The sequence below is a fragment of the Pseudomonas sp. DTU12.1 genome (assembly GCF_009873475.1).
In the GTDB taxonomy this organism is placed as follows: Bacteria; Pseudomonadota; Gammaproteobacteria; order Pseudomonadales; family Pseudomonadaceae; genus Aquipseudomonas; species Aquipseudomonas proteolytica.
The window spans coordinates 11,877-24,052 of sequence record NZ_CP045254.1; the positions used below are offsets into that span (position 1 = coordinate 11,877).

General features: G+C 61.7%; 11 protein-coding genes. 6 read left to right on the forward strand and 5 right to left on the reverse strand.

The window, feature by feature from the left end:
* Positions 1–148 precede the first annotated feature (148 nt).
* Complete coding sequence (locus GDV60_RS00065) at positions 149–1,582, forward strand: PLP-dependent aminotransferase family protein (protein WP_029289785.1); 1,434 nt, start codon at positions 149–151, stop codon at positions 1,580–1,582.
* Between the two features lie 62 nt (positions 1,583–1,644).
* Entirely contained in the window at positions 1,645–3,210 is a 1,566-nt protein-coding gene (locus tag GDV60_RS00070) for a phospholipase D family protein (RefSeq protein WP_159905935.1), read from the forward strand.
* Between the two features lie 366 nt (positions 3,211–3,576).
* Here GDV60_RS00070 and GDV60_RS00075 read toward each other — a convergent pair whose 3' ends face one another.
* Both GDV60_RS00075 and GDV60_RS00080 read right to left on the reverse strand, forming a co-directional pair.
* Positions 3,577–4,719, reverse strand: a complete 1,143-nt coding sequence (locus GDV60_RS00075; protein ID WP_070994050.1) for an MFS transporter — start codon at positions 4,717–4,719, stop codon at positions 3,577–3,579.
* Positions 4,720–4,902: 183 nt separating this feature from the next.
* Positions 4,903–6,396 carry an aldehyde dehydrogenase gene (locus GDV60_RS00080; protein WP_029289792.1) on the reverse strand — a complete coding sequence of 498 codons (1,494 nt, stop codon included), beginning with the start codon at positions 6,394–6,396 and terminating at the stop codon, positions 4,903–4,905.
* A 228-nt stretch (positions 6,397–6,624) separates the two neighbouring features.
* Here GDV60_RS00080 and GDV60_RS00085 point away from each other — a divergent pair, with 228 nt between their 5' ends.
* Positions 6,625–6,987 carry a cupin domain-containing protein gene (locus tag GDV60_RS00085; RefSeq protein WP_029289794.1) on the forward strand — a complete coding sequence of 121 codons (363 nt, stop codon included), beginning with the start codon at positions 6,625–6,627 and terminating at the stop codon, positions 6,985–6,987.
* 79 nt (positions 6,988–7,066) lie between these two features.
* Here the strand turns inward: GDV60_RS00085 and rpmG are convergent, their stop codons facing one another.
* On the reverse strand, positions 7,067–7,222 hold the full coding sequence (gene rpmG / locus GDV60_RS00090; RefSeq protein ID WP_003176906.1) for a 50S ribosomal protein L33: 156 nt from the start codon (positions 7,220–7,222) through the stop codon (positions 7,067–7,069).
* An 11-nt stretch (positions 7,223–7,233) separates the two neighbouring features.
* A complete protein-coding gene (gene rpmB / locus GDV60_RS00095) occupies positions 7,234–7,467 on the reverse strand; it encodes a 50S ribosomal protein L28 (protein ID WP_007920377.1) in 234 nt (77 codons plus the stop codon).
* Positions 7,468–7,925: 458 nt separating this feature from the next.
* Here rpmB and GDV60_RS00100 point away from each other — a divergent pair, with 458 nt between their 5' ends.
* A complete protein-coding gene (locus GDV60_RS00100; RefSeq protein WP_029289801.1) occupies positions 7,926–9,518 on the forward strand; it encodes an ABC transporter substrate-binding protein in 1,593 nt (530 codons plus the stop codon).
* A 47-nt stretch (positions 9,519–9,565) separates the two neighbouring features.
* Here the strand turns inward: GDV60_RS00100 and radC are convergent, their stop codons facing one another.
* A complete protein-coding gene (radC, locus tag GDV60_RS00105; protein WP_029289803.1) occupies positions 9,566–10,240 on the reverse strand; it encodes a DNA repair protein RadC in 675 nt (224 codons plus the stop codon).
* Between the two features lie 131 nt (positions 10,241–10,371).
* Here radC and coaBC point away from each other — a divergent pair, with 131 nt between their 5' ends.
* Complete coding sequence (coaBC, locus tag GDV60_RS00110) at positions 10,372–11,580, forward strand: bifunctional phosphopantothenoylcysteine decarboxylase/phosphopantothenate--cysteine ligase CoaBC (protein WP_029289805.1); 1,209 nt, start codon at positions 10,372–10,374, stop codon at positions 11,578–11,580.
* A gap of 5 nt (positions 11,581–11,585) precedes the next feature.
* Complete coding sequence (gene dut / locus GDV60_RS00115) at positions 11,586–12,041, forward strand: dUTP diphosphatase (protein ID WP_029289808.1); 456 nt, start codon at positions 11,586–11,588, stop codon at positions 12,039–12,041.
* The last annotated feature ends 135 nt before the right edge of the window (positions 12,042–12,176 follow it).

Sequence of the window (12,176 nt, forward strand, 5' to 3'; positions counted from 1 at the left end):
CCTGTTGCCATGAGTGACTAGAATGGACGGCGCGGCAAAACCATTACAGATTCAACCAACCTTTATTAAATCCATACAGATACTGCCATGCAGGGGCTGAATCCTGTATTTTCCCTTCATCTGTACTGGTCCACCGGGAGCGACCGCCATGACCCTCTACGTCAACCTCGCCGAATTGCTGGGTACCCGCATCGAGCAAGGCTTCTATCGCCCCGGCGATCGCCTGCCCTCGGTGCGTGCCCTGAGCGTGGAACATGGGGTCAGCCTGAGCACCGTGCAACAGGCTTACCGGTTACTGGAAGACAACGGCCTGGCGACGCCAAAGCCAAAATCCGGTTACTTCGTGCCCGTCGGCCGCGAGCTGCCGGCGCTGCCCGCCGTGGGTCGGCCGGCCCAGCGCCCGGTGGAGATCTCCCAGTGGGACCAGGTACTGGAACTGGTGCGCGCGGTGCCGCGCAAAGACGTCATACAGATGGGCCGCGGCATGCCAGATGTAATGTCACCGACCATCAAGCCCTTGCTGCGCAGCCTGGCCCGGGTCAGTCGCCGCCAGGACCTGCCCGGCCTGTACTACGACAATATCTACGGCTGTATGGAATTGCGCGAGCAAATAGCCCGTCTGTCATTGGATTCCGGCTGCCAGCTCGACGCCCAGGACATCGTGATCACCACTGGCTGCCACGAAGCCTTATCGTCCAGCATCCGCGCGATTTGCGAACCCGGCGATATCGTCGCCGTGGACTCGCCAAGCTTCCATGGCGCCATGCAGACCCTCAAGGGCCTGGGCATGAAAGCCCTGGAAATCCCCACTGATCCGCTCACCGGCATCAGCCTCGAAGCCCTGGAACTGGCCCTGGAGCAATGGCCGATCAAGGTCATCCAGCTGACGCCCAACTGCAACAACCCCCTGGGCTACATCATGCCCGAGGCGCGCAAACGGGCGCTGCTGACCCTGGCCCAGCGCTTTGACGTGGCGATCATCGAGGACGATGTGTATGGCGAACTGGCCTACAGCTACCCGCGGCCGCGCACCATCAAGTCCTTCGACGAAGATGGCCGCGTCCTACTCTGCAGCTCGTTCTCCAAGACCCTGGCCCCCGGCCTGCGGATCGGCTGGGTAGCGCCCGGACGCTATCTGGAGCGGGTGCTGCACATGAAGTACATCAGCACCGGCTCCACTGCCACCCAACCACAGATCGCCATTGCCGAATTCCTCAAGAACGGGCACTTCGAACCGCATTTGCGGCGTATGCGTACCCAATACCAGCGCAATCGCGACCTGATGCTCGATTGGGTCAGCCGCTATTTCCCCGCCGGCACCCGCGCCAGCCGGCCCCAGGGCAGCTTTATGCTGTGGGTGGAACTGCCCGAAGGCTTCGACACCCTCAGGCTCAACCGGGCCCTGGTCGAGCAGGGAGTGCAGATTGCCGTAGGCAGTATCTTTTCCGCTTCGGGCAAATACCGTAACTGCCTGCGGATGAACTACGCTGCCAAGCCAACCCCGCAGATTGAAGAGGCGGTGCGCAAGGTCGGGGCAACGGCGAGCAAGATGCTCGCCGAAGCCGAACAGCGGATGGACTGACCTTTTGCCAGCAATCACCGTCATATGCCCACCACCGTCCTGATTCGGAACCTGTCTCCTTGATGAGCCAACGGCTATTAGCGTTCTTTTTGCTGGGGTTCCTGGGCCTGGGCGGTTGCGCCACCCTGGACGTGCCCCGGGTGCCCAGCGAGGCACTGCCGGCGACGCAGTCCGCCTTTGGGCGCTCGATCCAGGCCCAGGCCGCGCCCTATCAGGGCCGCTCCGGGTTTCGCCTGCTGCCCAACAGCAGCGAAGCGTTCATGGCCCGCGCCGAATTGATCCGCAATGCCCAGACCAGCCTCGACTTGCAGTACTACATCGTCCATGACGGCATCAGCACGCGCATGCTGGTGGACGAGCTGCTGACGGCGGCCGACCGTGGCGTGCGGGTGCGCATCCTCCTGGATGACACCACCAGCGACGGCCTGGACCAGATCATCGCCACACTGGCTGCACATCCGCAGATCCAGATCCGCCTGTTCAACCCCTTGCACCTGGGGCGCAGCACCGGCGTGACACGGGCCATGGGCCGGCTGTTCAACCTGTCGCTGCAACACCGGCGCATGCACAACAAGCTATGGCTGGCCGACAATAGCGTGGCGATTGTCGGCGGGCGCAACCTGGGGGATGAGTATTTCGATGCCGAGCCCAACCTGAACTTCACCGATATCGACATGCTCAGTGTGGGGCCCGTGGCCGAGCAACTGGGCCACAGTTTTGATCAGTACTGGAACAGTGCGCTGAGCAAACCTATCGCCGACTTTATCTCCAGCGCCCCGTCCTCCCGCGACCTGGCCACGGCGCGCGGGGTTCTGGAGAAGTCCCTGGCCGAATCGCGCCAGCAAAACCATGCCCTGTATAACCGCCTGCGGACCTACCAGACCCAGCCACGCATGGATATCTGGCGCCGGGAACTGATCTGGGCCTGGAACCAGGCACTGTGGGACGCGCCGAGCAAAGTCCTGGCCAAGGCCGATCCCGACCCACAACTGCTGCTCACGACCCAACTGGGGCCAGAGCTGGAAGGCGTGCACAGTGAGCTGATGATGATTTCGGCCTACTTCGTGCCCGGCCAGCCGGGCCTGGTGTACCTCACCGGCCGCGCGGACGCAGGCGTCGACGTGCGCCTGCTGACCAACGCCCTGGAAGCCACCGACGTGCCGGCGGTGCATGGCGGCTATGCGCCCTATCGCAAGGCACTGCTGGAACACGGGGTGAAGTTGTACGAACTGCGTCGCCAGCCAGGCGACGGTGGCGGCAGTGGCCCGCACCTGCTGGGCAGCCGCTCGCTGCACGGTTCAGACTCGAGCCTGCACAGCAAGGCGATGATTTTTGATCGGCAGAAGTCGTTTATCGGCTCGTTCAATTTCGACCCGCGTTCGGTGCTGTGGAACACCGAGGTCGGCGTGCTGGTGGACAGCCCCGAACTGGCCGAGCATGTTCGTAACCTGGCCCTGCAAGGGATGGCGCCAGCGTTGAGTTATGAGGCAAAACTGCAAGATGGCCAGGTGGTATGGGTCACGGAGGACAACGGCCAGATGCACACCCTGAGCCGCGAGCCGGGGAGCTGGTGGCGCCGGTTCAATGCCTGGTTTGCCACCACCGTGGGTCTGGAACGCATGCTCTAAGAACCACGAATATCCATTGTGGGAGCTGGCTTGCCTGCGATAGCCATAGGTATCTACATAACTTTCAGAAACCGACGAACTCTCCTGTGGCGAGCGGGCTTGCCCCGCGCTGGGCTGCGAAGCAGCCCCAGTAAGCCGTACGCGGTGTATCAGATACTCCGTAGCGGCTGGTTTTAGGGCTGCTTCGCAGCCCAGCGCGGGGCAAGCCCGCTCGCCACAACTGCGCTATCTGCCTGGATTTAGGCGTTGCGGCAAAGTTGTGTAGATACCTACGCTGCGATAGCGGTGGGTCAGTTGGCCCATTTGCTACTGATACACCGCTATCGCAGGCAAGCCAGCTCCCACAGTTTTGATCGCATTTCCAGGTCAGGCTGGTTGCTCGAGGCCAAACGCGCCTTGGCGCAACAACAGAATCACCAATCCCAAGGCACCTGCGGCCATCAACAACGGCAACGCATGCCCGCTGATCCACTGGCTGCCAGCCCCCGCCACCAGCGGCCCGATCAGGCAGCCAATCCCCCACAACTGGGCAATATGGGCATTGGCTCGCACCAGCGCATCGTCACGGTAGCGCTCGCCGATCAGAATCAACGACAAGGTGAACAAGCCCCCCGCACTGGCACCGAACAGGACCCAGATCGGCCAGATCAGCCAGGTATCCAGCAACGGCGCAATGGCCAGGCTCGACAGCAGCAACAGCACCGCACAGCCGAGAAACAGGGTGCGCCTGGGCAGGTAGTCGGCCAGCGCACCAATCGGCAATTGCAGCAGGGCATCGCCTACTACCACGGTGCTGACCATCGCCAACGCCACTTCGGCAGTGAAGCCCTGTTGCAGGCAATACACCGGCAACAGCGTCAGAATCATCGCCTCAAACGCGGCAAACAATGCCACCGCCCAGGCGATCGCCGGCAAGCCCCGGCAAAATCCCCATAAGTCGCCAAAGGTCACGCTGAAGGCCTCTGCCGTCGGCGCCCCGCTACGCCCCAGCAGCAGGAAGGGCGCAACGATCAACAGGCCGACGCCAACCCAGAAGCCATAGTCGTGATCGGTGCCCAGCACGCCGAGCAACAACGGCCCCGACAGCTGGCTCAGGGCGTAGGTACAGCCATACAGCGCCACCAGCCGGCCACGCCACTGCTCCACCACCAGTTGGTTGATCCAGCTTTCGCCGAGGATAAACACAATGGTCAGGATCACCCCGATCATCAACCGCAGCACCAGCCACACCGGATAGCTGGGCAATACCGCCAGCAACCCGATGGAAACCGCCCCGGCCCACAGGCACAGGCGCATCAGATTTGCCGTGCCCAGCCAGGAAGCCAGGCGGCTCGACACCTTGGCGCCCAACAACACACCGAACGCTGGCATCGCCGCCATGATGCCGATAGCAAAGTTGCCATAGCCCCAGCTTTCCAGGCGCAGGGACACCAACGGCATGCTGACGCCCAGGGCAAGGCCGACGCTGAGTACTGAAGCCAGGACGGCAAAGTAAGTCGCCCAACGCATTGCCACGCTCCTGTGGATAACTCATTTGTGGACGGTAAAACGAACTGTAGGAGCGAGCTTGTGTGGGAGCCGGGCTTGCCCGCGATGCTGGCACCTCGGTACATCAGTTGCACCGAGGTGATGCTATCGCAGGCAAGCCAGCTCCCACACAAGCTCGCTCCTACAGGGGATCAGCGGGGTTGCTTACAGCTTGATCCAGGTTGCCTTCAGTTCGGTGTACTTGTCGAACGCGTGCAGCGACTTGTCGCGACCGTTGCCCGACTGCTTGAACCCGCCGAACGGCGCGGTCATGTCGCCGCCATCGTACTGGTTGACCCACACGCTACCGGCGCGCAGCGCTTTGGCGGTCAGGTGCGCCTTGGAGATATCCGAGGTCCAGACCGCAGCGGCCAGGCCATAAGGCGTGTCGTTGGCGATGGCTACGGCTTCTTCAGCGCTGTCGAAGGTGATCACCGACAGGACCGGGCCAAAGATCTCTTCCTGGGCAATCTTCATGGCGTTGGTCACACCGTCGAAAATCGTCGGCTCGACGTAAGTGCCGCCGGTTTCCTGCAGGGTGCGCTTGCCACCGGCCACCAGTTTGGCGCCATCGGCGTGCCCGGCTTCGATGTACGACAGCACGGTGTTCATCTGCTGGGTATCCACCAGCGCACCGACGTTGGTGGCCGGGTCCAGCGGGTTGCCCGGCTTCCAGCCCTTGAGGGCCTCGATCACCATCGGCAGGAATTTGTCCTTGATCGAACGCTCCACCAGCAGGCGCGAGCCGGCGGTGCAGACTTCGCCCTGGTTGAAGGCGATGGCGCCAGCGGCGGATTCGGCAGCGGCTTGCAGGTCCGGGGCATCGGCAAACACGATGTTCGGGCTCTTGCCGCCGGCTTCCAGCCAGACGCGCTTCATGTTCGACTCGCCGGAGTAGATCATCAGTTGCTTGGCGATCTTGGTAGAACCGGTGAACACCAGGGTGTCGACGTCCATATGCAGCGCCAACGCCTTGCCCACGGTGTGGCCGTAGCCCGGCAGCACGTTGAGCACGCCTTTGGGGATACCGGCTTCAACGGCCAGGGCGGCGATGCGGATGGCGGTTAGCGGCGACTTTTCCGACGGTTTGAGGACAACCGAGTTACCGGTGGACAGCGCTGGCCCCAGTTTCCAGCAGGCCATCATCAGCGGGAAGTTCCACGGCACGATGGCCGCCACTACGCCGACGGGCTCGCGGGTCACCAGGCCCAGTTGGTCATGGGGGGTGGCGGCGACTTCGTCGTAAATCTTGTCGATGGCCTCGCCGCTCCAGCTCAGGGCTTGCGCCGCGCCTGGAATGTCGATGCCCAGGGAATCACCGATTGGCTTGCCCATGTCCAAGGTTTCGAGCAGGGCCAGCTCTTCGGCATTGGCCTTGAGCAGCGCGGCGAAACGGATCATGGTGGCTTTGCGCTTGGCCGGGGCCAGGCGTGACCAGGCACCGGAGTTGAAGGTGGCGCGGGCGTTTTCCACGGCGCGCTGGGCGTCGGCGACGTCACAGCTGGCAACCGTGGTCAGCAGGCGGCCATCGACCGGGCTGAGACATTCGAACGTGTCGCCGGAAACGGCGGCGGTGTATTCGCCATTGATATACGCGCGGCCTTCGATCTTTAGGTCCTTGGCGCGTTGTTCCCAGTCGGCACGGGTCAGGGTGGTCATGCGAGTGTCCTCCTCTTATTAAATATAAGGGCCCGGCGTTATCACCAGTTCCCTTCCAAATGCTTGCCCGGCCAGCCAGCTATTCGGTCCGAGGCACCCGCCACCCTAAACCAGCCGCCGGGGATGTTTCAATATATTTGACATAACGGCCGCAAACGCCCTTGCGATGTTCATTTTAATAAACATAGACTTTGGCTCTCCAACCCCAGGCCTAGACGGGATACGTGCATGAACATTCAGGATGTCGTCGATTTCAGCCAGGCGAACACCGCCGCCGAACGCTACCGCCCCGCCACCGAAAAAATCCTCAAGGGCGACCCCGAGCAGACGCTCTTCAACCACTACAACAGCCCGTGCGGCCAGATGAACGCCGGGGTGTGGGAGGGTGAAGTCGGGCAATGGACGGTGAACTACACCGAACACGAATATTGCGAGATCGTGCAGGGGGTTTCGGTACTTCGCGATGGCGACGGCAACGCCAAGACCTTGCGCGCCGGTGATCGCTTCGTCATCCCGGCCGGCTTCAGGGGCACCTGGGAAGTGCTGGAGCCGTGCCGCAAGATCTACGTGGTGTTCGAAGAAAAGGCCTGATCGGTCGATCGCGACTTTTCAAAGACGAAAAAAAACCCGCATCGTGAGATGCGGGTTTTTTCACAAGAAAGAAAACCAATTACTTGATTTTGCCTTCTTTGTAGATCACGTGCTTGCGAACGCGCGGGTCGAACATTTTCTTTTCGAGCTTGTCCGGGGTAGTACGCTTGTTCTTGTCGGTAGTGTAGAAGTGACCAGTACCGGCGCTAGAGATCATTCGAATCAATTCACGCATGATATAGCTCCTTAGATTTTGCCGTCGCGGCGCAGTTCAGCGAGCACGACAGTGATGCCACGCTTGTCGATGATGCGCATGCCTTTGGCAGATACGCGCAGACGGACAAAACGTTTCTCTTCTTCAACCCAGAAGCGGTGATGCTGCAGGTTTGGCAGGAAACGACGACGGGTTTTGTTGTTTGCGTGGGAAATGTTATTCCCAGTCACCGGACCCTTACCGGTAACTTGACAGACTCTCGACATGCCTCAGCCCTCTAAAACCACATGCCCAACCCGGCATGGGTTGGCCGCTTAATCTCTCAGTCATTTGGCGCCAGGCGCCGCGTTTCTTTAAGGGTCTTACCGGCTACACCTACAGTGAAGGAACCGGGCCCCTAGAAAAGAGCGCTGCTTTATACCAGAAAGACCCCAGTGCAACAACAGCCGGTGTGTTTTTCCCGCTGTAAATCTCGCTCGAACAGGCCTCAAGCGCTGCCAGGGTGGGGCGCCGTGCTGCAGAACCGCTCGTCGCACCGAATGATTTGTCGCCGCTGCTTGCAGGCCAAGGCCCTGGGCAAAATGACCTGAAGCGCCATCAAAACAGTATTTGCCGTAAATGCACAGGCAAAAATGGGCTAGTCATTTATGAATGAGCCCACTACGGTAGGACTTTTCCAGACTGCACTCGCAGATGGGCCTCCGATCTGCAAAGGAAACCGACCATGCGTCTCGCTGCCCTACCCTTATTGCTCGCCCCGCTCTTCCTCGCCCCACTGGCCCAGGCAGCCTCTACGCTGAGCGTCTGCACCGAGGCCAGCCCCGAAGGGTTTGACGTGGTGCAATACAACTCGCTGACCACCACCAACGCCTCGGCGGATGTGCTGATGAACCGCCTGGTGGACTTCGATGCCGCGAGCGGCAAGCTGGTACCGAGCCTGGCCGACAGCTGGGAAGTCTCCCCGGACGGCCTGACCTATACCTTTAAATTGCACCCGGACGTCAAATTCCACCGCACTGCGTATTTCAACCCAAGCCGCAGCCTCACGGCTGAAGACGTGCGTTTCAGCTTCGAGCGCATGCTCGACCCGGCCAACCCCTGGCACAAGATCGCCCAGAGCGGCTTCCCCCACGCCCAGTCGCTGCAACTGCCAGCGCTGATCAAGAAGATCGACGCCCTTGACCCGCTGACCGTGCGTTTTACCCTGGATCACGCCGATTCCACCTTCCTCGCCGCGCTGAGCATGGGCTTTGCCTCGATCTACCCCGCCGAATACGCCGACAAGCTGCTCAAGGCCGGTACCCCGGAAAAGCTCAATAGCCAACCCATCGGCACCGGGCCGTTCGTGTTCGGGCGCTTCCAGAAAGATGCGGCCATCCGCTACAAGGCCAACCCGGATTATTTTGCCGGCAAGCCGGCTGTGGATAACTTGATCTTTGCTATCACCACGGACGCCAATGTGCGCCTGCAGAAACTGCGCCGGGACGAATGCCAGATCGCCTTGTCACCCAAGCCCCTGGATATCGGTGAAGCGCAAAAGGATCCTGCACTCAAGGTGGAAAAAACTGCTGCCTTCATGACGGCTTTCGTCGCCATCAATAGCCAGCACCCGCCACTGGACAAACCCGAAGTGCGCCAGGCAATCAACCTGGCCTTCGACAAGGCCAGCTACCTCAAGGCCGTGTTTGAAGGCACCGCCGAAGCTGCCAATGGGCCTTACCCGCCCAATACCTGGAGCTTTGCCAAGGAGTTGCCGGGTTATCCACAGGACATTGCCAAGGCCAAGGGGCTGCTGGATCGCGCCGGGCTCAAGGACGGGTTCAAGACCACTATCTGGACCCGGCCATCCGGCAGCTTGCTCAATCCCAACCCCAGCCTGGGCGCCCAGCTGTTGCAGGCAGACCTGGCCAAGATCGGCATCCAGGCAGAGATCCGCGTGATCGAATGGGGCGAGCTGATCCGCCGCGCCAAGGCCGGCGAGCACGATCTGTTGTTCATGGGCTGGGCCGGCGACAACGGCGACCCGGATAACTTCCTGACCCCGCAGTTTTCCTGCGCGGCGGTCAAATCCGGCACCAACTTCGCCCGTTACTGCGACCCGGCGCTGGACAAGCTGATCAGTGCCGGCAAGACCACCAACGAGCAAGGCGTGCGCAGCAAGCTCTACCAACAGGCGCAGGCGCAGATCCAGCAGCAGGCGCTGTGGTTGCCACTGGCCCATCCGACGGCCTTTGCCCTGACACGCAAGAATGTCGAGGGGTATCAGGTCAGCCCGTTTGGGCGCCAGGACTTCTCCAAAGTCAGCGTCACCCCCTGACCCTTCGTGTGTAGGAGCCAGCTTGCCGGCTCCTACACGGGATTGCGTTATATCCAGCCATATTCGGCCATCGACAGCGGATCGCCGTCGCCGACGATAATGTGGTCGAGTACCCGCACATCCACCAGATCCAGGGCTTTTTGCAGCACCTTGGTCAATTTTCGATCAGCGATGCTCGGCTCGGCATTCCCGGAGGGGTGGTTGTGGCACAGGATCAACGCCGCCGCGTTGTAGTCCAGGGCGCGCTTGACCACTTGTCGTGGGTAAACCGTGGCGTTGTCGATGGAGCCCTGGAACAACGCTTCGAAGCCCAGCACCCGATGCCTTGAATCGAGAAACAGGCAACCAAAGATCTCATGGGGTTGATGGCGCAGCAGTGCCTTGAGGTAATCACGCACCGCCACCGGGCTTTCCAGCACCGACTCATTACGCACATGCTCGGCCAGATGGCGCCGGCCCATTTCCAGCACCGCCTGCAACTGGGCGAATTTAGCCGGCCCCAGCCCCAGATGCTGGATGAATAAGGCCTGCCGAGCCTCCAGCAATGCGCGCAGGCTGCCAAATTGCTCCAGCAGATGACGCGCCAGATCCACTGCACTTTTACCCGAGACGCCGGTGCGCAGGAATATCGCCAGCAACTCGGCATCCGAAAGACTCGCCGCGCCCAACTCCAAAAGCCTCTCCCGCGGACGCTCCGCCGCAGGCCAATTGCGAATACTCATGCCACCTCCCTGTGCATGTGCGCCGCTGTTGCATGGCGGACGCTGTGTTATCTTAGCCCCTCTTTTTTGCGCGCGATTTCTCCTGGGGAGGGGGGATCGCAACGCCATCACTGAACTGGAAAGGCAAACCAATGCAGCGTCTGTATCGGAAACGCATCGTTCTCGGCGTCGGCGGCGGCATTGCCGCCTACAAGAGCGCAGAGCTGGTTCGCAGGCTCCTGGACCAAGGCGCCGAAGTGCGCGTGGTCATGACCCGTGGCGGCAGTGAGTTCATTACCCCGCTGACCATGCAGGCGCTGTCCGGCCACCCGGTTCACCTGGACCTGCTGGACCCGGCGGCCGAAGCTGCCATGGGCCATATCGAGCTGGCCAAATGGGCCGACCTGGTGCTGATCGCACCCGCCACCGCCGACCTGATTGCGCGCCTCGCCCAAGGCATTGCCGACGACTTGCTGACCACGCTGGTACTGGCCACCGACGCCACCGTCGCCATCGCCCCGGCGATGAACCAGGCCATGTGGCGCGACCCCGCCACCCAGGCCAACACCCAATTGCTGCAAAGCCGTGGCCTCAAAGTCTTCGGCCCGGCCTCCGGCAGCCAGGCCTGTGGCGACGTAGGCCTGGGCCGCATGCTCGAAGCCACCGACCTGGCGCTGTGCGCCGCCGAGTGTTTCCAGCACCTGGCCCTGACCGGCAAGCACGTGCTGATCACCGCCGGCCCGACCCAGGAAAACATCGACCCGGTGCGCTACATCACCAACCATAGCTCAGGGAAAATGGGCTTTGCCCTGGCTGAAGCGGCGGTTGAGGCAGGCGCACGCGTGACCCTGATCACCGGCCCGGTGCACCTGCCGACCCCGGATCGGGTCACCCGCATCGACGTAGTCAGCGCCCGTGACATGCTTGCGGCCTGTGAGGCGGCGATTCCCTGCGATGTGTTTATCGCCTCGGCAGCGGTCGCAGACTACCGTCCGGAAGTAGTTGCGCCGCAAAAACTCAAGAAAGACCCTACAAGCGGCGACGGCCTGCTCCTGCAAATGGTCCGCAACCCGGATATTTTGGCCACCATCGCCACCCGCGCAGATCGTCCGTTCAGCGTCGGTTTCGCCGCCGAGACCGAAAACCTGCTGGACTACGCCGCACGCAAACTGAAAGACAAAAACCTCGACCTGATCGTTGCCAATGATGTCGCCAACCCGAGCATCGGTTTCAACAGCGAGGAAAACGCCTGCAGCGTGATCGACCGCGAACTGCACGCGACCCTTTTCGCCCAGACCAGCAAGGGCAAGATTGCCCGCCAACTGATCTCTTTTATCGCCCAACGGCTGAACCAGGTTTAATTTCCATGCACGCTTTGCAAGCCAAGATCCTCGACCCCCGCATCGGCAGCGAATTCCCACTGCCGGCCTACGCCACACCGGGCTCCGCCGGCCTGGACCTGCGCGCCATGCTCAAGCAGGACACCGTGCTTGAGCCGGGCCAGACCCTGCTGATCCCCACCGGCCTGTCGATCTACGTCGGCGATCCCGGCCTGGCCGCGCTGATCCTGCCGCGCTCGGGCCTGGGCCACAAACACGGGATCGTCCTGGGCAATCTCGTTGGCCTGATCGACTCCGATTACCAGGGCGAACTGATGGTCTCGTGCTGGAACCGTGGCCAGACCGCCTTCAATATCGCCGTTGGCGAACGTATCGCCCAACTGGTGCTGGTACCGGTGGTGCAGGCGCATTTCGAACTGGTGACCGAGTTCGACGAAACCCAGCGTGGCGCAGGCGGTTTCGGGCATTCCGGCAGCCACTGACTACGCTCAGGCATGCCGGGCTCCGCGCCCGGCATGCCCCGATGGCATTTCCGCACCACGAACTCTAGGCCAAAAACGCCGTCTTACCCTTCAGTTTGAGCCTGCCGGTCGCCATATTCAGGCCTGTCCGCCCCG